This window comes from Rhodospirillum sp. A1_3_36, from assembly GCF_047263945.1.
GTDB lineage: Bacteria > Pseudomonadota > Alphaproteobacteria > Rhodospirillales > Rhodospirillaceae > Rhodospirillum.
This window is the reverse complement of the sequence record NZ_JBLAVB010000012.1, coordinates 62,895-81,357: the sequence shown is the minus strand read 5'-3', so window position 1 is coordinate 81,357 and position 18,463 is coordinate 62,895. Positions and strand designations below refer to the sequence as shown.

The following is an 18,463-nucleotide window of genomic DNA, read 5'->3' as shown; positions in this document are numbered from 1 at the left end:
TTTTCCTCCTCTCACCTGCCGCAAAGCAATCAGGCCGACCGCCTCCTCTCATAACGGCTCGATAAAGAGTTGTTCTGGATAAGGGTGGTTTCATTCAAAAAGCACATCTAGACACCGAGGTATGCACAAATGCGTTTCTCTACCGATATCGCGAATCTTGTCCAACGTCGCGTGACAGGCCAAAGCCTGGAAGCCCCTTTTTATACCTCCAAGGAGGTCCTTGATCTTGATCTAGAGGTGATTTTTGGCCAACACTGGATCTTTGTTGGTGTTGAACCCCAAATCCCCGAATCCGGTGATTGCTTCACCGTGGACATCGGCAAGGCGTCCGTCCTGCTTCTGCGTGGGGATGACATGCAGATTCGCGCGTTCCACAATGTCTGCCGCCACCGAGGCGCCAAACTGGTCACCGACCCGTCGGCCACCATTGGCAACATCGTCTGCCGGTACCATGGCTGGACCTACAACGAAGACGGTGAACTCATCCTCGCCGAGCACATGGGCAGCGGGTTCAAGAAAAACTGCCACGGCCTGAAAGCGGTCCACATCCGCTCCATTAGCGGTCTGATTTTCATCTGCTTGGCCGAGACCCCTCCCGCCGATATCGAGCAGGTTGCGACGACCGTGGAGCCCTATCTGGCGCCCCATGACTTGGTAAACTGCAAGGTTGCCCATATCACAGACATCATCGAGGAAGGCAACTGGAAGCTTACCATGGAGAACAACCGTGAGTGCTACCACTGCGAAAGCAACCATCCTCAGCTGACGGTCCCTTTGACCGAGTTCGGTTTCGGTTTCTCACCGGATGAATTGGACGAGCGTCGGGCCGAAGACGTCAAAGCCTATGAAAAATCTCTGCGAGAAGCGCATGAGGCCTGGGAAGGATGCGGGCTGCCGTCCAGCGAGCAAGAGCATCTGCGGAATGTCACGGGCTTCCGCGCCATGCGCCTTCCCCTCAAGTGGGAAGGAGAATCCCACACCGTCGATACCAAGGCGGCCTGCAAGAAGCTATTGGGTAACTTGACGGATCCAAAATTGGGCGGTCTGAGCTTATGGACACAGCCGAACTCCTGGCACCACTTCATGGGCGACCACATCGTCTGCTTCTCCGTTCTGCCTGTCTCGGCTGACCGCACCCTGTTGCGGACCATCTGGTTGGTCAACAAGGATGCCATTGAAGGTGAGGACTACCAGCTCGATAACCTGACCCACGTGTGGACACTGACCAACCAGCAAGACGCGGAACTCGTGCGTCTGACCCAGCTTGGCTGCGACCAGCCGGGATACGAGACAGGTCCTTATTCCGAATTCACCGAACCCCACGTGGAAGCGTTCTGTGACTGGTACGTATCCCGTCTGCGCAACCACCTCACCTCAGACAAGATCGAGATGGCGGCCGAATGAGCACCACCCCAAACAAGGAAACCGCGCGCCAGTCCGGCGCGCGGGACACTTCCAAATTCACGGAAGCGACCCGTGTCCCCCTGTGGGATCCAGAAGTCGACGACATCCTCGTCTGCCGTCAAGTGCGGCAGGAAACCCACGATGTGAAGACCTTTGTCTTTTCGGCGCGTGAACCCCGAGCCTTCCGCTTTTATCCTGGTCAGTTCATGACCCTGGAGCTGCCGGTCGAAGGCATGGTGTCACGCTGCTATACCATTTCCGGGTCGGCCGCTCGCCCCTATCGCATCGAAATCACGGTCAAACGGGTCCCCGGTGGCGCCGCCTCAAACTGGCTGCACGATTACATGGTCCCGGGGAAAGAAGTCACCGTGAGTGGCCCGACGGGAGAATTCACAACCGATGCGACTGCGGACCAGAAACTGCTGTTCATTTCTGCGGGCAGTGGCATTACCCCCATGATGTCCATGACACGAACGGCCTGTGACCTGTCCGAACCCACGGATCTGCATTTCATTCACGCCGCTCGCAGCCCTTCGGACATCATCTTTCAGGACGAACTGGCGCTCTTGATCACCCAGAACCCCAGTTTGAAGGTGTCCCTTACCTGCCAGGCCTCCTCTCCCAGCCACGCGTGGAGCGGCTTCACCGGCCGCTTGTCCCTGCCCATGCTGCAGTTGATGAGCCCGGACTTCCTGGATAGGCAGATTTTCTGTTGTGGACCGGGACCCTTCATGGATGGCATCCGAGCCATGCTTGTCGAAGCCGGTTTTGATATGGTCAACTATTACGAAGAAAGCTTCGATTTCGGCGCGGAGACGGCGGGCTCTTTCGACGAACCGGCCATCTCCGCCCCTGAAATCAGCGATCAGACCTTCCGGGTCAGCTTCCCGAAAACAGGCCACATCGTGGAATGCAGTCCCGGCATGACAATCCTTTCTGCGGCGAGGGCAGCGGGACTGCTGCCAATTGCATCCTGTCAGAGAGGAATTTGCGGAACCTGTAAGTCCAAGCTGCTCTCTGGTGAGGTGGATATGCAGCATGGCGGAGGGATCCGTAAACGGGAGATCGATCAAGGCAAGATCTTGATTTGTTGCTCTACCCCAACCTCGGACATCGAGGTGGAGATTTAGCGCCACCAACTCGGGCCGTCGCGGGGTCCTATGGTGATCCCGCGACAACCCAAACAACAAAAAACTCAAAAAGGAGACGGTTCAAGGAAAAGGACCGCCAATTCGGGCCATGTCCGTACGAAACATGTAGGAGGACTACACGTGAGGAACACAAGTGACCCAAGCGCCACCACAGTGGACGAAACGCAAGAACCAATTCTAGAGGGGCAAATAGATACAGAGTACACGATTGGTCAAGACAACATAGAAGGAAGCGTTGGCCCATTTGGTTTTGACATTCATAACCCCGTCTTTGTCATTTCCGCATTGTCCGTCATCGCCTTTGTTGCCTTCACTCTTATTTTCCCCGATGCTGCAACTGCTGTTTTCGGAATGCTGTTCTCGGGCGTCACAAAAGGTTTTGACTGGTTTTTCATCGGGTCAGCGAACATCTTCGTGATCCTGTGCCTTGTCCTGGTCGTCAGTCCCTATGGAAAAGTGCGGCTGGGTGGTCGAGATGCCAAACCCGATTTCGGTTATATCGGCTGGTTTTCCATGCTTTTCGCCGCTGGCATGGGCATCGGCCTCATGTTCTACGGTGTGTCCGAGCCATTGAGTCACTTTTCCTCTTCCCTGGGTGGTGTCTCCATTGGGGAAGACGGGGTGCGCACCGACTGGGCTCCCCTTGGGGCGGCCGCCAGCCCCGAGGAAGCGGTTCGCCTTGGCATGGCCGCATCCATCGGACACTGGGGCCTGCACCCTTGGGCGATTTATGCCATTGTCGGTTTGAGCTTGGCCCTTTTCAGCTACAATAAGGGGCTTCCCCTGACGATTCGCTCGGTTTTTTATCCCATTTTCGGGGAGCGGGTCTGGGGGTGGCCTGGGCATATCATCGACATTCTGGCGGTCTTCGCCACCTTGTTCGGCCTCGCCACCTCCCTTGGCCTTGGCGCGGTGCAGGCCAATGCCGGGTTCCACAAGGTCTTCGGTGTTCCCATTGACCCCACAGTTCAGGTTATTCTGATCATTGGGATCACCTCCATTGCCCTGTTCTCCGTTGTCCGGGGGTTGGAAGCGGGCGTGAAGCTCCTTTCGGAAATCAACATGGGCTTGGCATTCGGCCTGCTCCTGTTTGTCTTCCTCGCTGGCCCGACTCTTTTGTTGATGACGGATCTTGGCGACTTTTTGCTGGCCTACATTCAGTATCTCCCTGCCCTCGCCAATCCCGTCGGCCGTGACGACGTGAACTTCATGCAGGGCTGGACCTCCTTCTATTGGGCTTGGTGGATTTCCTGGTCACCGTTCGTCGGCATGTTCATCGCGCGCGTAAGCCGTGGCCGGACGGTTCGGGAGTTCCTGATCAGCGTTTTGCTCATTCCTTCCATGGTCTGCGTTATCTGGATGTCCGTTTTTGGCGGCACCGCCGTCTCCCAAGTGATTCGGGATGGCTATACAGCCGCCCAGCAGGCCGATCTTCCGCTGCAGTTCTTTGCCATGCTTGACGCACTTCCTTTGGCATCGATCACCTCCTTCATCGGCATCATCCTGGTGATCGTCTTCTTCGTCACCTCCTCTGACTCCGGCTCTCTTGTGATCGACGCCATCACTTCGGGTGGAAAGGTGGATGCTCCAGCCCCGCAACGGGTCTTCTGGTGCGTGTTCGAAGGCATTGTCGCCATTGTCCTTCTGCTGTCCGCGGGAGGGTTGAAGTCCTTACAATCCATGGTGATTTCAACGGGACTACCCTTTACCATCGTTCTGTTGGTCATGTGTGTCGCGATCTGGCGTGGATTGGCGTCCGAGCCGCGGTAAGGGGAACGGTATACGGGGAAGGGCATAAGGCGCGGTGAGCCAAACTCACCGCGCCTTGGTCTGTCCGCATGGGCTGAAACCTATGCGGCTTGGTATCACGAAGCATCGAGCAGCGCCCGCCTCACTTCCTGAGGGGTGCGCTCATACCGTCGACGGAACATGCGGCTCAGGTGCGACGAATCACAAAATCCACAGTCCACGGCGATCTGAGCTATGGACTTATCGGTCGTCTCCACCAAATGGCGGGCGAAGGACAGGCGGATTCGCAGGAAGGCCGCCTGCGGTGAAATTCCCAAGGCCGTACTAAAGTGTCGCTCGATCTGGCGATTGCCGACACCCATTCGCCGCGCGATCTCCTTCACGGGCAGTGGAAAATCCAGGTTTTGCTGCATGATCAACAGAGCCCGTCGGACCAAAGGGTCCTGGGTCTTCAGATCGAGGGTGACACCGGGCTGGGGTTTTTCAGGCAAATGGGCGTCATCGATGATCATGATATGCAGGCTTTTGCTGGCCTGGGCCCGTCCCACGTGCTTTTCCACCAGATAGGCCGCCAGATGGGCGGAACTGGCGCCGCCGGAACAGGTCAGTCGATTGCGATCGACAATGAAAATTTGGTCGGCGACCGGATCCAGACCATCGAATTGCTCTAGAAAGTCCGCATGATGGAACCAGCTCACGCAGCATCGATAGCCATCCATCAGTCCGGCCTGGTGCAGCAGAAAGGCGCCCGTGCACACTCCGACGAGCGGAATTCCCATCTCCGCAGCCTGTCGCAAATATTTGGTATAGGCCGCTCCGAGATTGGGGGTCTCGTCCATCAACCCCCCAATCACCACGATGTAATGGAATTTTCGGGGATCCCCCAAACGTTCCTTGGGTTGGACGGTGATCCCCGAACTTGATGGAACTGCATCCATGGTGTCGGACAGCACGGCCCAGTCGCAAAGAATGGGGCGACTTCGGTCCCCTTCGTCCGCTGCGAGCCGCAGAACATCAACGAAATTCGCGAAGGCGCAGAGTGTAAACCGCTTGGCCAGAATGAAACCGACGGACAACCGTGGCCTCTGAACAGGACCCATACCCTTGTCGGATCGGGGATGTCCACCGTTCCGTCGCTCATCGACACCAGTTGCCATCGCCCTCTCCCTCAGCAATCAACCACCACCTGTCACATTGTCGTTACGATCATCCAAGAGTGACGCAAACGTCCTGTCAATTCCTATCCGCTCTGGCGATGCTGAAACCATGATGCCCGGAGGAGGGAGACCGGAATTTGGTTCGGCCTGTGGACCAGCCTCACCCGCTTCCCCAACCAGTTTCGTAAAGGGTCTGATATGAAGGTCTTGGTCCCCGTCAAAAGGGTGGTCGACTACAACGTGAAAATCCGCGTTAAGGTAGATGGGTCTGGAGTAGACCTTGCGAACGTGAAAATGTCGATGAATCCGTTCGACGAAATCGCCATCGAGGAGGCGGTTCGCCTGAAGGAAGCCGGTAAGGTCACAGAAATCATCGCCCTGTCTGTCGGACCCGCTCAGGCCCAGGAAACGCTGCGAACAGCGCTGGCCATGGGCGCGGACCGGGCGATCCTGATCCGGGTCGACGACCTTGTGGAACCCCTGGCCGTGGCCAAGCTGCTGAAGGGCGTCGTTGACGCCGAAGCTCCGGACTTGGTTCTTCTGGGCAAGCAAGCCATCGACGACGATGCGAACCAGACGGGCCAGATGCTGTCGGCGCTGTTGGGGTGGTCCCAGGGCACCTTCGCCTCCAAGCTGTCGATTGAAGGGGACCGGGCCCTGGTCACCCGCGAGGTCGACGGCGGTCTGCAGACCATCGAGGTTACCCTGCCGACCATTGTCACCGTTGACTTGAGACTGAACGAACCGCGTCACGCCTCCCTGCCCAACATCATGAAGGCGAAGAAGAAGCCCCTGGAGGAGAAGACCCCGGAGGATTTCGGCGTCTCTGTCGTGCCCCGCCTGGAGATCCTGAAAACCGAGGAACCGGGCGCCCGCAAGGCGGGCGTCAAGGTCGCCTCTGTTGCGGACCTCATCGACAAGCTCAAGACCGAAGCCTGCGTTCTTTGATCGAACCGGAGTCCCTTGGATGACCACCCTTCTTTTCGCCGAACACGACAACGTCACCCTGTCCGACCAGACCGCCCGGGCTCTGACCTTGGCCACCCAAATCGGGGGGGATATTGATGTCCTGGTTGCGGGCAAAAACACCGCGACCGTGGCCCAAGCCGCAGCCGCCCTGGAGGGAGTCCGCAAGGTGCTCGTCGCCGAAAGCGAGGCCCTGGAAGAACGCCTGGCCGAGCCGACCGCGGCGCTGCTCCAGTCCCTGAGCTCCGGTTATGAGGTTTTCATCGCGGCGGCCAGCACCACGGGCAAGAATGTCATGCCCCGTCTGGCCGCCTTGCTGGATGTCATGCAACTGTCGGAAGTCATGGAGGTCGTGTCGGCCGATACCTTCAAGCGCCCGATTTACGCGGGGAATGCGGTGCAGACCGTCCGCGTCACCGACCCCAAAACCGTGATCACCGCGCGGACAGCCAGCTTCGATGCCGCCGGTCAGGGGGCCGCCCCGGCTCCCATTGAAGCCGTCGATGCCGAGGTCGCGGCCGCTGGCCTGTCCCGTTTCATCGAGAACATCGTCTCCAAGAGCGACCGGCCGGAGTTGAGCGGCGCCCGCATCATCCTGTCCGGTGGTCGGGCCCTGGGATCCGCCGAAAAGTTCCGCGAGACCATCCTGCCCGTGGCCGACCGGCTGGGTGCTGCGGTCGGGGCGTCACGGGCTGCCGTCGACGCGGGGTACGCCCCCAACGATTGGCAAGTGGGGCAAACCGGCAAGGTCGTCGCTCCTGATCTCTACATCGCTTGCGGAATTTCCGGTGCCATTCAACACTTGGCCGGAATGAAGGATTCCAAGGTTATTGTGGCGATCAACAAGGATGAGGATGCTCCGATCTTCCAGGTCGCCGACTATGGTCTGGTGGCGGATCTGTTCGATGTTCTGCCCGAATTGGAGAGCCTTCTGTAATCGCCCGTCACACCAATCAAAAATACAAAAAGTCAGGGGGATTTCGCATGAATGCGACAATCATCGACGGAAAGGCCCATGCCAACCGTCTGGGAGAAAAAATCAGCGCCAGCATACCGGCGTTCCGCGAGCAAGCCGGTCGAATCCCCGGCTTGGCCGTCGTTTTGGTGGGAACGGATCCGGCGAGTGAAGTGTACGTGCGCAGCAAGGGGCGCATGGCCCGGAAGCTCGGCATGGAAAGCTTCGAATACGTCCTGCCTGAAAGCACCAGCCAAGCTGACCTGCTGGGGCTGATTGCGACCTTGAATGCGGACGACGCAGTGGACGGCATTCTCGTCCAACTGCCTTTGCCCCACCACCTGGATTCCCTGGCGGTGATCAATGCCATTGATCCGTCCAAGGACGTGGACGGGCTTCATCCGATCAGCGCGGGCAATCTGGTGTCCGGCCTTCCCGGGTTGACCTCCTGCACCCCCCTGGGGTGTCTCCTGTTGCTGAAGTCCGAATTGGGGGACTTGAGCGGCCTGGACGCCATCGTCATTGGTCGTTCGATTCTGGTCGGAAAACCGATGGCCCAATTGCTGCTGGCGGAGAACTGCACCGTTACAATGGCCCACTCGCGAACCCGTGACCTGCCTAGCAAAGTCCGGCAGGCCGACATCGTCGTTGCCGCCGTGGGGCAGGCTGAAATGGTCAAGGGGGACTGGATCAAACCCGGCGCGACGGTCATCGACGTGGGCACAAGCCGCGTCGTTCGGGACGACAGGACGCGTCTGGTCGGCGATGTGGATTTCTCCGGCGCGTCTCAGGTCGCTGGTGCCATTACCCCGGTGCCGGGAGGTGTCGGTCCGATGACCATCATGTGTTTGATGCACAACACGGTGATTGCCGCCCATCGGCGCGGTGACCTGCCCTTGCCGAGCTTCTTATAGAATATTCGGAGATCAAGTTGGAACGCGTCGTGTTGAAAACAAGCCATTCCCGCGACGCAGAGTCACTTGATCTCGGAAGAACCCTGAAATCTCAATAATGAGAGTGAAACTGCGCTAGCTTGATTGAAGGTGATCCCGTTTCATTCCAGATAACGTCCGAAAAAGGTGGAGCGTAATATGTCTGCATTTCCTAAAAAGGCGAAGGTGGTCATCGTCGGTCTCGGCGGCATCGTGGGGGCCTCGGTCGCCCATCACCTGATCGCCCGCGGTTGGGATGACATTGTCGGTATCGACAAGTCCGGCGTTCCGACCGACATCGGATCGACGGCCCATGCTTCGGATTTCTGCTACGCAACCAGCCATGATTTCCTCAGCTGCTGGACCACCCTCTATTCCATGGATTTCTTCGAAAAGATGGGCCACTACGCGCGCATCGGTGGCATCGAGGTTGCCCGTGTCGGCGATGATGCCCGCATGGAAGAATTGAAGCGCAAAGTGGCCTCCGGGAAGGCTTTTGGAACCCGCGCCACGATGATCAGCGCCAAGGAAGCCAAGGAAAAGTTCCCGCTGTTGGAGGAAGATCTGATCCAGGGCGCCCTTTGGGACCCCGACGCCGGTTTGGTCATTCCCCGGTCCCAGACCGTGGCGGGCAAGCTGGTGGATCAGGGCGTCGACAGTGGCAAGCTGACCTCCATCGCCAATTGCTCGGCCCTTTCCCTGGTCATCGAAGACGGGCGAATCACAGGGGTGAACACGACACGCGGCACCATCATGGCCGATCATGTGGTCGTCTGCGCCGGACTCTGGGGGCGGCTCATTGCGGCGATGGCCGGTGAAGACCTGCCGGTGATGCCCGTGGACCATCCGCTGACCTTCTTCGGCCCCTATCAGGAGTGGGCCAACAGCGGCGTGGAAATCGGCCTGCCGCTGATGCGCGATCAAGGCAATTCCGCCTATATGCGGGATACCGGGGATCCCAAGACCGCCGAGGGTGGCCAGATCGAATGGGGTTACTACTATGAGACCAATCCTCGTTTGGTCCACCCCCGGGATATCCTGGAAAAGGAACAGGCCCGCCTCTCGCCCTCTCAACGGGACTTGGCACTGGAGGATGTGCTGGAACCCCTGGAACGCGCCATCGAATTGACACCCATCTTGGGCGAACTGGGTTTCAACGAAAGCCATTCCTTCAACGGCCTGCTGCAGACCTCCACGGACGGAGGTCCCTCCATGGGGGAAAGCCAGAAAGTGCGCGGCCTGTGGTACGCGGTGGGCATTTGGGTCAAGGACGGCCCGGGTATGGGGAAGCTCATCGCTGACTGGATGACCGATGGCCGCACGGCGATCGACCATCACGCCATCGACTTCTCCCGCTTCAACGAGTTTCAGTTGGACGAGACGTTCATTCAGGAGCGTTGTGAGGAAACGGCGGCAAAGATCTACAACCCACCTGTTCACCCCCGCGAACCCTTCGCGGGTGGTCGGGGGATCCGCCGCTCTCCATTTTATGAGCGGGAAAAGGAATTGGGCGGTCATTTCATGGAATTGGGCGGTTGGGAACGGGCCCATGGCTATGCCGCCAACGAGCACCTGCTGGAGAAGTACGGCGATCGCGTTCCGGTGCGGGAAAACGAGTGGGACAACCGCCACTTCTGGCGCGTTTCCAATGCCGAACACCTGGAACTCAGTGAGAACTGCGGCATCATCAACCTGTCCCACTTCCATCTCACGGAGATCGAAGGGCCGGACCACGTCGCCATGCTGGAATGGCTGTGTGCGGCGAAGATTGGTGGGGACAACAACATTGGCAAGGGCATCTACACCCACTTCCTTGACGAAGAGGGTATGGTGCGGGCTGACTTTACCGTGATCCGCTTCGCGGATCGGTGTCGCCTGATCAATGGTGCGGACGCGGGCCCCCGTGACTTTCAGTACATGCGGCGGGTCGCCCAGGACAAGGGCTTCGATGTCACCATCACCGACGTGACGGAAAAATACATCACGATCGGCATCTGGGGGCCAAATGCCCGGGACACCCTATCAAAGGTCGTCGCAGATCCGGACGGCCTGTCGAAGGAAAACTTCCCTTTTGCCGCAATCAAACCCATTGAGATCGCCGGAAAGACGGTGACCGCTTTCCGCCTCTCCTATGTCGGGGAACAAGGCTGGGAACTGCACATGGCCTACGAGGATGGCTTGGCTGTCTGGGACGCCCTGCGGTCCACCGGAGTCACCGCAGTGGGCGTGGAGACCTATGCCAACTCCCGGCGCATGGAAAAATCCCTGCGTTTGCAAAACGCCGACTTGCTGACCGAATACAACCTGCTGGAAGCCGATCTGGCCCGGCCCAAGGTCAAGGAAGCCGACTTCTGCGGGAAGGCGAAGCACCTGGAATACAAGGCCCGGGATCATCAACCCACTATGCTTTGTACTCTGGTCATGACGGACAACTTGGACAGCAAGGGTGTGGCCCGCTATCCCGTTGGGATCATGCCGGTGTTGGATCCGGAGACCGGTGAAACCCTGGTTGACGCGCTTGGCCGTCGGTCCTTCACGACCTCCGTTGCCTATGGTCCCACCATCGGCAAGAATATCGCCCTGGCCTACCTGCCCTGGCCTCAGTGTGAGATTGGGCGGACGTTTAAAGTCGAATATTTCGGTGAAACTTTCCCCGTCGAGGTTGCTGCGGTCGGTTATAAGCCCTTGTACGATCCCGAGAACCTTCTGCCTCGAAGCTAGAGTGAAACTGGATCCGCTTGAGTCAAGCGGATCCAGTTTCACTCTCATTGTATAGATTTTAGAGTGCCTTCGAGGCCAAGCCCACTTGGGGCCTTACGGCCAGTAACTGCCTGGGGTCTGGGGCCTTACGGCCCCAGTGGGGGACGGGGCAAAGCCCCGTAACGAGACACCCCCCCCTGTCCAGGGCATGCCCCGGACAGGGGGGAAGCAGCTTGGCCAAGTCGCCAAGCTGGCCAAACAAGGGAAACCTCCTCTTGATATGATCGGTTCTGTAGAGGACCTTTTGCTCATACTCCATTGACATTCTGCCCTCTTCCGACGTACATCCAGGGCCGTGTTCCAGGCACCGGCCGCTCGCGAGGGAAGACCCTTTGGTGAAGCCCTGGCGATGATCGAAACAGCCCGACCCTCCATGGATTTCCAAAGGGTGGCAATGCGAGCTCCCATTCCCTCCGCCGGAAATCCGTGCTTGAGGAGACCGGGATGTCATCCGACACCGTTTCACCCGCCGTTTCACGACCAACACCCCACAAGGCCAATCCCTATACCCAAGGGGGCCTGGGCCTTCTGTACCTGAAAACCGCCCCACCCGTGATTCTCGTCATGGGGATGGGCGGTCTGCTGACCGTCATCGATGCCCTGTTTCTCGGTGTAACCCTGGGCGCCGATGCCCTGACAGCGGTCACCCTGACCTTTCCCGTTCAAATGCTGCTGAATGGGGTCGCCATGGCGGTGTCCAGCGGCCTGTCCAGCCTGCTCGCCCGCCATTTGGGCGCGGGCCGCATGCACGAGGCCAGGGCCGTCTTCGCCGGTGCCCATGGGCTCTGCCTCGCTTTGGGGGGGGGCTTGATCCTGCTCTTTCTGGCCGTCGCGTTGACCGCTGGGCTGGCCACCGGGGAACAGGCGGGCGCGCTCCTTGCTGGGGAGCCCGGCACCATCGGGGACTGGGCCCAGACCTATCTGACCATCACGATCCTCGGCGCCCCTCTCTTCTTCCTCCTCTCGGCCAATGCGGAGGCCCTGCGGGATGAGGGGCGGGTTCTGGCCATGGCCGGGATGAGCCTCTTTGTTTCCCTGGCCAATATGGCCTTCAACGCCCTGTTGATCCTGGGCGCCGGTTGGGGAGTCGCCGGATCGGCCTTTGGCACCCTGGCCGCCCAAGCCCTGGCCCTCCTGGTGATCCTCCGCCACCGAAACCGAGTGCGAAGCGCCCTCCGCCCGGGGGTGATCCTGGGGCTCCTAAAGGGCCCGGGCTGCACCACGGGCTGGAGTGCCATTCTGGCCCTTGGGGGGCCGCGCGGGTTGAACTTCGTGGGTATCGCCCTGGTCTCTGCGGCCATTCTTGCTGCAATTCGGCTCTTCGGAGGCGATCAGGTGGACGCGACAGTCGCGGCCTATGGGGTGGTCATCCGCGTAACCACGGTCCTGATCCTCCCGCTCTTGGGATTGGCCCAGGCCATGCAATCCATTGTCGGCACCAATAGCGGGGCCGGCGCCTGGGATCGGGCCGATCGCGGGTTGAAGCTCGGCTTGGGACTCGCCTTGGCCTATTGCGCCCTAGGGGAAGCGATCCTGGCCCGCTTCGCCGCACCCATCGGTGCCCTGTTCGTCTCCGACCCGATTGTGGTGGGGGAGATCGCCCGGATTCTTCCGCAGATGACCGCCCTGTTCGTCGTCACCGGTCCTTTGATCCTGGTCGCGACCTATTTCCAGGCTATCGGGGAGGCGAAGCGGGCTGCCCTTCTGAACCTTGCCAAGCCTTACGCCTTCAGCCTCCCCTTGACAGTCCTCATGCCCCGCGTTTTGGGCGAGGCGGGTATCTGGTTGGCCGCGCCCCTGGCGGAAGGTCTCTTGCTGACCTTAACCCTTGTTATTCTCGCCCGGTCGGCGCGGCGAGGCACCCTCCGGTGGGGTCTGTTTCAGGCCCCCTTGCGGGAGGCGAGGCCATGACCAGGACTCCACTGAGTCTCCCCGAGGCCAAGGAACAGGCGAAACGGTTGCGCAGCCGCCTCGCCGCAGGGGGCACCGAAATCAGTCATGGACAGGCCCTGGAGTTGGTCGCCCACCAACATGGTTTCCGGGACTGGAACACCATGCACGCGGCCATTGGCAACCGTCCGCCGGTGCCCTGGGTCGTGGGCGCCAAGGTCCGGGGCAGCTACCTGTCCCAGGCCTTCGAAGCGGAAATCCTCGCCGTCCATCAGGTGCAACCGGGGTGGTTCCGCCTGACCCTGGATCTGGACGAGGCCGTGGACGTCATCACCTTCGAGGGGATGTCCAATTTCCGCAAACGGGTTACGGGAACCGTTGGCCCCGATGGCTGTACCCGCGAGAAGACGTCCAATGGACGGCCCCACCTCGCCTTGGTCATGGCCCCATCGCGATAACACAAAGCGGGGGGCGCGGCCCCCCGTTTTCAAGGAGTCTGCGCTTTTCCTTGCCTTGGCATGTTCGTTGTTGTACCAATAGGTACAATGAATACCAATCGGTACAAAAGGAAGCCAACCCATGTCTCCGTCTCGTCCCCCTGTCCCCCCATTCTCTCTGGAAACCGCGATTCAAAAGGTCCGCGCCGCCGAAGACGGCTGGAATTCCCGCGATCCGGCCCGCGTCGCCTTGGCCTATACCGAGGACAGTCAATGGCGCAATCGTGCCGAATTCCCCCGGGGTCGGGCAGAAATCACCGCCTTCCTTGAGCGCAAATGGCAGAAGGAACTGGACTATCGGCTGATCAAGGAATTATGGGCCTTCGACGATGACCGCATCGCCGTCCGCTTTGCCTATGAATGGCGTAACGAGGCGGGCCAGTGGTTCCGCTCCCACGGCAATGAGAACTGGGAATTCGATGCCGATGGCCTTATGAAACGGCGGTTCGCCTCGATCAACGATCAGCCCATTGCCGTAGGGGACCGGAAATACCACTGGCCCCTGGGGCGACGCCCCGACGACCACCCCGGCCTGTCTGATCTGGGCCTGTAGCCCCCCGCCCGAAAGGAGCCCCCTTCCCCCATGCGCAAGGTTCACGAGAAACGGGATGTCATTGCCCTCATCGCCGAGATCTTCCGCGAGTTGGGATATGAGGGGGCTTCCATGGGGCGGATCACAGCGCGAACGGGCCTCGGCAAGGGTAGTCTCTACCATTTCTTTCCCGACGGGAAAGAGCAGATGGCCCGTGAGGTTCTCGCCCATGTGGACCGGTGGTTCGAGGAGGAGGTCTTCACCCCCCTCCGCGAGGCTCCCCCGGCGGAGGGCATAGACCGGATGTGGCGATCCGTCGCGGAGTACTTTCAATCCGGACGCAGGATCTGTCTGGTCGGCGCCTTCGCCCTTGATGCGACCCGGGATCCCTTCGCCCAGGCGATCCGATCCTATTTTCAGCGGTGGCTTGATGCCCTGACAGAGGCCTTGGTTCGCCTCGGTTGGGACGCCGCCCAGGCCCGTCCTATGGCGGAACAGGTCGTGGGAGGGATTCAGGGGGCGTTGGTGCTGGCCCGGGCCATGGACGATGACGGGGTTTTTACCCGCGTCCTGGCCCAACTGGCCACCCAAACCGCCCTCCCTTCACTCTAAGATCGGGCCTTGGCCCTGCGCGACAAGCTGACAGCTGATATCGCCGATTTGACCGCTCCCCTTGCCCCGCGCCAGACCATGCCACCGTCAAAGCAGCGGAAAAATACTCCGACACACTGCTGGCGGAGCTGGGCAAGAGTCCGGCCTCTTGCCCAGAGGGTTTTCGCGATCCTATTCCACGAACACGGCCATGGGGCGCAGGCGGTGGCCATCAGGGTCCAAAGCCACGAAAGACCGCCCGAAATCCAGGTCTGTTGGCGCCATGGCCAAGGGGATAGCCTTCTCGCTCCAAGTGGCATAAAGGGCATCCACCGCTTCCGGACTGTCCAGGGGAAAGGCCAGTTCGCAGCCACCACCCGTGACGTCGGTTTCCGGGGCCACGGTATGGCAGGACCAAAGCCCCAATTTGTGCCCATGGGGCAGGACGAACAGTGCGAAGGTGCCGGAGGACTCCACCGGTTCTATCTCCAAGAGATCGGTGTAGAAGCGGGCGGAGGTCTGGGGATCGGCCACGTAAAGGATCGTGTAGCTGGGGATGGGCATGGAGAAACTCCCGTGTCGTGTTGGTCGATGGCGGGAGTGTGCCCCAAGGCCCTGTCAGAACCTGTCAGGAGACTGAAGGGCTGGAGTGAAACTGGATCAGCTTGGAACAAGCTGCCCTGGTTTCACTCTGATCTCGAAGGCATTCTAGCGTCAAAAGGCGGCGGGGATGCCTTCTTTCTCGCGCCAGTCGGCCAGGAGGATCCGGCGGCCTCGGGGGTAACGCTCTTCCCGGGGGGTGAACTGGACGATCCGGTCCAGGCGAAAATTCCGAAAATCCTGGCGGGTTTCGCACCAGGCCACGAGCAGCCGGACCTCCGTGAAGAAGCCGAGCGCAAAGGGCCAGACCACCCGTTTTGACTCCCTGTCATCCTTATCCCGATAGGTCAGATCGACTTTGCGCTCTCCGTCGATGGCGGCGCGGATGGGGCCGAGGATTCTTGGATCCAGGGTCTCCCGCTTGGGGCCGGCGACCAGCAGGGGACTCATGCCCAGGGCGTCCCGGGGATCGGTGGGCAAGACAGCGGCGATTTTAGCCAGAGCATCCCGCGCCGCTTCCGCCAAGGCCGGGTCGGTGTGCTCGCTCACCCAACGCGCCCCCAGGGCAAGGGCATCGATCTCGGCGGGGGAAAACATCAGAGGGGGCAGAAGATGTCCGGGACGCAGGATATAGCCGATGCCCGCTTCCCCTTCGATAGGCGCGCCGGTATCCCGCAGGGTGGCAATATCACGGTAGAGGGTGCGGGTACTGACATCCAACTTATCGGCCAGGGCTTGGGCCGTCACGGGGCGGCGGTGGCCGCGCAGAGCCTGCAGAAGGTCGAGCAACCGTTGGGAGCGGGACATGGTTGGCGAATGGTCTTTCGTGAAAATGGGTGTTTTGGGGCTGGCCTTCCGCCCGTGGGGGCATGTTAGCATGCGCCATCGCCATCCCGCCCCTGGCTGTTGTCCCCCGGCGGCTTTTTCGGGATACCTTCGCTTTCGTTTTGGTCTGCCCCCTCCGGCCAGACCCCACTGCCATCACCGAGGAGAGCCACCCATGGCCGAACCGACCCTGGATCCCGCGTCTTTGAAAACCCCCGAGGGGGTGCTGTCCATGATCCAGTCCGATTGGCTGCTCATGCACACTGCCCTGGAAAGCGGCGAACTGGCCGCCGCCGTCGACACGTCGGGCGATACCCTGTTGATCGAAGCCGTGCGCGAAGCCGTGGGGCTTGAGGTGGAAAACGGAGGCGGCAATGCCTTTAACGACACCGCCGTTCGCCTGTTCCACTTGGAACTGACCCTGGGCGATCCGAAAAGCCCCACCTTCCACGGTGTGGGTCTGAAAGCCGAGCCCCTGTCCCAGTACCTGCGGGACTGCTTTGCCGGCAAGGATACGGCCGCCGACCCCGAATTCTTCCTGAAGATGCTGTTTGCGCTGTCGCTGTTGCAGCATGCGGGCAATATCACCGGCGACGTGGAATATTTCCACACCCTGCACGACAAGTGGAAACAGGAACTGGCGCTCTTCCTGATCCTGGCGACCATGTACAAGCTGGAAGGGATGCCGGACGAGCTGGTGACCGCCATCGTTCTGGGGGATGATGCCGATCCCGATGTAGCGGCCAAAATGCTGGAGGCCCTGCAGGCCTGTTTTGACGAGGAGAAGACGGAAATCACCATGCAGGCCGGAGTCATCGGCTTCTTCATGCTGAACTGTCAGGCCATCGAGCGCCCGGCCCTGATGCTGCTGGGCTGCCTGACCGACGATGACTTCAGGGCAATCAAGGAAAGTACCGAGGAGGCCATTGCCGACGGTGTGGGAGACCACCCCCTGTTCACCACCCTGGGTGATCCCCTGGAGGGTGGTCCGGCCCAGTTGCTTTGGGGCCAGATGCTGTCGAGTATTGTTCAGCAGATCCAATCGCAGGAGTAAGAGCAACCGTCTTGGAGGCTCCGCCTCCAAACCTCCGCTGGGAGGCCAAGGCCTCCCAGACCCTCCATGCATAAGAAAAAGAGAGGTTCGGGGACATCGTCCCCGAGCGGGTCTGGGCGGCAGCCCAGATTTATCCCTTCGCCACCTGAACCACACCTTCCTTCATCACCATACGGATGGTGTTCTCGGCATCGGCCCAGGGCGCCACACTGTCGAGCACGTCGCCATCGATGATCAACAGGTCGGCCAACATCCCCTCCTTTACTTGGCCGATGCGGTCGGCCATGCGGAACAGGTTCGCCGCCTCGGTCGTTGCCGAGCGGATGATGTCGATGGGGGCCAGGAACTCGGAGCGCAGGGCGAATTCATTGAGCTGGTGGCGCTGCATCTGGCCCAGCAAATCCGTGCCATAGACCAGTTTGACACCGCCCTTCACCGCCAGCCGCAGGGCATCCCGGCCCGCGTCCAGCACGTCGGAAACCTTGGCGTTCAGCTCCGCAGGCATGCCCGCGTCCACGCCTTCCTCGGCAAGGGCGCGATAGATGGACATGGTGGGGACCAGCCAGCGGTCCAAGCGCAACAGGGTGTCCACGGCGTCCTGGTCGAGCAGGTTGCCATGCTCGATGGAATCCACACCGCATTCCAGGGCGCGAACAACGGCCCGGCTGGTGTAAGCATGGGCCATGACGGGGATGTTGGCGGCCTCGGCCTCTTCACAGGCGGCGCGGATTTCTTCCAGGGCGAACTGGGTGGAATCAATGCGGTCGGTGGGGGAGGCCACGCCGCCCGACACCATCAGCTTCAAATGGGTGGCGCCCCGGCGGATCTCCTCCCGGCAGGCCTTGCGCATTTCCGGAACCCCGTCACAGACCGTTCCCAGTCCCGAACAACAGAGGCATTGATCGAGGTTTTGCTCCCCGGGGCCGCGCATATCCGCATGGCCGCCGGTCTGGGAAAGCGCCCGACCACAATGGAGCAGGCGCGGGCCGAGGATCCGGCCTTCGTTGACGGCCTTGGCCAACCCCCAATCGGCGCCGCCCGCATCACGCACGGTGGTGAATCCCCGCTCGGTCATGCCCTTGAGCAGTTCTGAGGAGCGGACGGAGACATAAGTGGGCGCCGTGCGGCCGAGCATGGCGAAGTCGGCGGTAAAGGCGGTCACATGCACATGGCCGTCGCAGAGCCCGGGCATCAGCACCCGGCCCTTCACATCAATGGTTTCGGCTTCGGCGCTGGCCTGCTGGTGGGCATCCTTGGCGACCGCGACGATCTTGCCGTCGCGCACCAGAACGGACTGGTTGTCCAGATAGACACCAGCGGCGACATCCAGCACGCGGGCATTCCGAAACAGGGTTTCCTTGGTCATTCTGGGGGTCATTCTGGGTCCTCAGGGGGGAAGG

The 18,463-nt window shown here is 60.5% G+C and carries 16 protein-coding genes; 12 read left to right on the top strand and 4 right to left on the bottom strand.

The window, feature by feature from the left end; translation table 11 throughout:
• The first annotated feature begins 129 nt into the window (after positions 1 to 129).
• The 3 genes from ACLIRY_RS20190 to ACLIRY_RS20180 all read left to right on the top strand — a co-directional run bounded on the left by ACLIRY_RS20190 (position 130) and on the right by ACLIRY_RS20180 (position 4,325).
• Positions 130 to 1,404 carry an aromatic ring-hydroxylating oxygenase subunit alpha gene (locus ACLIRY_RS20190; protein WP_413207229.1) on the top strand — a complete coding sequence of 425 codons (1,275 nt, stop codon included), beginning with the start codon at positions 130 to 132 and terminating at the stop codon, positions 1,402 to 1,404.
• The gene (locus ACLIRY_RS20185; RefSeq protein ID WP_413207228.1) at positions 1,401 to 2,534 is read left to right on the top strand and encodes a 2Fe-2S iron-sulfur cluster-binding protein; all 1,134 of its coding nucleotides are present in this window, start codon (positions 1,401 to 1,403) and stop codon (positions 2,532 to 2,534) included. The genes ACLIRY_RS20190 and ACLIRY_RS20185 overlap by 4 nt, the downstream gene beginning before the upstream one ends.
• A gap of 141 nt (positions 2,535 to 2,675) precedes the next feature.
• Entirely contained in the window at positions 2,676 to 4,325 is a 1,650-nt protein-coding gene (locus ACLIRY_RS20180) for a BCCT family transporter (RefSeq protein ID WP_413207227.1), read from the top strand.
• A gap of 95 nt (positions 4,326 to 4,420) precedes the next feature.
• Here the strand turns inward: ACLIRY_RS20180 and ACLIRY_RS20175 are convergent, their stop codons facing one another.
• On the bottom strand, positions 4,421 to 5,461 hold the full coding sequence (locus ACLIRY_RS20175; protein WP_413207226.1) for a GlxA family transcriptional regulator: 1,041 nt from the start codon (positions 5,459 to 5,461) through the stop codon (positions 4,421 to 4,423).
• A 198-nt stretch (positions 5,462 to 5,659) separates the two neighbouring features.
• On the opposite strand from ACLIRY_RS20175, the gene ACLIRY_RS20170 reads away from it, so the two are divergent.
• The 8 genes from ACLIRY_RS20170 to ACLIRY_RS20135 all read left to right on the top strand — a co-directional run bounded on the left by ACLIRY_RS20170 (position 5,660) and on the right by ACLIRY_RS20135 (position 14,605).
• Positions 5,660 to 6,409 carry an electron transfer flavoprotein subunit beta/FixA family protein gene (locus ACLIRY_RS20170; RefSeq protein WP_413207225.1) on the top strand — a complete coding sequence of 250 codons (750 nt, stop codon included), beginning with the start codon at positions 5,660 to 5,662 and terminating at the stop codon, positions 6,407 to 6,409.
• Between the two features lie 19 nt (positions 6,410 to 6,428).
• Positions 6,429 to 7,364 carry an electron transfer flavoprotein subunit alpha/FixB family protein gene (locus ACLIRY_RS20165; RefSeq protein ID WP_413207224.1) on the top strand — a complete coding sequence of 312 codons (936 nt, stop codon included), beginning with the start codon at positions 6,429 to 6,431 and terminating at the stop codon, positions 7,362 to 7,364.
• A 47-nt stretch (positions 7,365 to 7,411) separates the two neighbouring features.
• Positions 7,412 to 8,296, top strand: coding sequence for a bifunctional methylenetetrahydrofolate dehydrogenase/methenyltetrahydrofolate cyclohydrolase FolD (gene folD, locus ACLIRY_RS20160; protein WP_413207223.1), 885 nt, complete (start codon positions 7,412 to 7,414; stop codon positions 8,294 to 8,296).
• A 177-nt stretch (positions 8,297 to 8,473) separates the two neighbouring features.
• The gene (locus tag ACLIRY_RS20155; protein WP_413207222.1) at positions 8,474 to 11,035 is read left to right on the top strand and encodes a GcvT family protein; all 2,562 of its coding nucleotides are present in this window, start codon (positions 8,474 to 8,476) and stop codon (positions 11,033 to 11,035) included.
• Between the two features lie 483 nt (positions 11,036 to 11,518).
• On the top strand, positions 11,519 to 12,985 hold the full coding sequence (locus tag ACLIRY_RS20150) for an MATE family efflux transporter (protein WP_413207221.1): 1,467 nt from the start codon (positions 11,519 to 11,521) through the stop codon (positions 12,983 to 12,985).
• The gene (locus ACLIRY_RS20145; protein ID WP_413207220.1) at positions 12,982 to 13,422 is read left to right on the top strand and encodes a glyoxalase superfamily protein; all 441 of its coding nucleotides are present in this window, start codon (positions 12,982 to 12,984) and stop codon (positions 13,420 to 13,422) included. Before ACLIRY_RS20150 ends, ACLIRY_RS20145 begins: the two co-directional genes overlap by 4 nt.
• 121 nt (positions 13,423 to 13,543) lie before the next feature.
• Entirely contained in the window at positions 13,544 to 14,014 is a 471-nt protein-coding gene (locus ACLIRY_RS20140; RefSeq protein ID WP_413207219.1) for a DUF1348 family protein, read from the top strand.
• 30 nt (positions 14,015 to 14,044) lie between these two features.
• Positions 14,045 to 14,605: a TetR/AcrR family transcriptional regulator gene (locus ACLIRY_RS20135; protein WP_413207218.1), complete on the top strand. Its 561-nt coding sequence runs from the start codon at positions 14,045 to 14,047 to the stop codon at positions 14,603 to 14,605.
• 171 nt (positions 14,606 to 14,776) lie between these two features.
• Here the strand turns inward: ACLIRY_RS20135 and ACLIRY_RS20130 are convergent, their stop codons facing one another.
• Positions 14,777 to 15,148, bottom strand: coding sequence for a VOC family protein (locus ACLIRY_RS20130; protein WP_413207217.1), 372 nt, complete (start codon positions 15,146 to 15,148; stop codon positions 14,777 to 14,779).
• Positions 15,149 to 15,298: 150 nt separating this feature from the next.
• On the bottom strand, positions 15,299 to 15,991 hold the full coding sequence (locus ACLIRY_RS20125) for a helix-turn-helix transcriptional regulator (RefSeq protein WP_413207216.1): 693 nt from the start codon (positions 15,989 to 15,991) through the stop codon (positions 15,299 to 15,301).
• Between the two features lie 193 nt (positions 15,992 to 16,184).
• On the opposite strand from ACLIRY_RS20125, the gene ACLIRY_RS20120 reads away from it, so the two are divergent.
• A complete protein-coding gene (locus tag ACLIRY_RS20120; RefSeq protein WP_413207215.1) occupies positions 16,185 to 17,063 on the top strand; it encodes a hypothetical protein in 879 nt (292 codons plus the stop codon).
• Positions 17,064 to 17,193: 130 nt separating this feature from the next.
• On the opposite strand, the gene ACLIRY_RS20115 is transcribed toward ACLIRY_RS20120, so the two are convergent.
• Entirely contained in the window at positions 17,194 to 18,441 is a 1,248-nt protein-coding gene (locus ACLIRY_RS20115; protein WP_413207214.1) for an amidohydrolase family protein, read from the bottom strand.
• Between the last annotated feature and the right edge of the window lie 22 nt (positions 18,442 to 18,463).

Bases quoted from the DNA above. Each gene is read 5' to 3' on its own strand.
- ACLIRY_RS20190 (WP_413207229.1), top strand. From the start codon at position 130: ATGCGTTTCTCTACCGATATCGCGAATCTTGTCCAACGTCGCGTGACA.
- ACLIRY_RS20185 (WP_413207228.1), top strand. From the start codon at position 1,401: ATGAGCACCACCCCAAACAAGGAAACCGCGCGCCAGTCCGGCGCGCGG.
- ACLIRY_RS20175 (WP_413207226.1), bottom strand. From the start codon at position 5,461: ATGGCAACTGGTGTCGATGAGCGACGGAACGGTGGACATCCCCGATCC.
- ACLIRY_RS20170 (WP_413207225.1), top strand. From the start codon at position 5,660: ATGAAGGTCTTGGTCCCCGTCAAAAGGGTGGTCGACTACAACGTGAAA.
- ACLIRY_RS20165 (WP_413207224.1), top strand. From the start codon at position 6,429: ATGACCACCCTTCTTTTCGCCGAACACGACAACGTCACCCTGTCCGAC.
- folD (WP_413207223.1), top strand. From the start codon at position 7,412: ATGAATGCGACAATCATCGACGGAAAGGCCCATGCCAACCGTCTGGGA.
- ACLIRY_RS20155 (WP_413207222.1), top strand. From the start codon at position 8,474: ATGTCTGCATTTCCTAAAAAGGCGAAGGTGGTCATCGTCGGTCTCGGC.
- ACLIRY_RS20150 (WP_413207221.1), top strand. From the start codon at position 11,519: ATGTCATCCGACACCGTTTCACCCGCCGTTTCACGACCAACACCCCAC.
- ACLIRY_RS20145 (WP_413207220.1), top strand. From the start codon at position 12,982: ATGACCAGGACTCCACTGAGTCTCCCCGAGGCCAAGGAACAGGCGAAA.
- ACLIRY_RS20140 (WP_413207219.1), top strand. From the start codon at position 13,544: ATGTCTCCGTCTCGTCCCCCTGTCCCCCCATTCTCTCTGGAAACCGCG.
- ACLIRY_RS20135 (WP_413207218.1), top strand. From the start codon at position 14,045: ATGCGCAAGGTTCACGAGAAACGGGATGTCATTGCCCTCATCGCCGAG.
- ACLIRY_RS20130 (WP_413207217.1), bottom strand. From the start codon at position 15,148: ATGCCCATCCCCAGCTACACGATCCTTTACGTGGCCGATCCCCAGACC.
- ACLIRY_RS20125 (WP_413207216.1), bottom strand. From the start codon at position 15,991: ATGTCCCGCTCCCAACGGTTGCTCGACCTTCTGCAGGCTCTGCGCGGC.
- ACLIRY_RS20120 (WP_413207215.1), top strand. From the start codon at position 16,185: ATGGCCGAACCGACCCTGGATCCCGCGTCTTTGAAAACCCCCGAGGGG.
- ACLIRY_RS20115 (WP_413207214.1), bottom strand. From the start codon at position 18,441: ATGACCCCCAGAATGACCAAGGAAACCCTGTTTCGGAATGCCCGCGTG.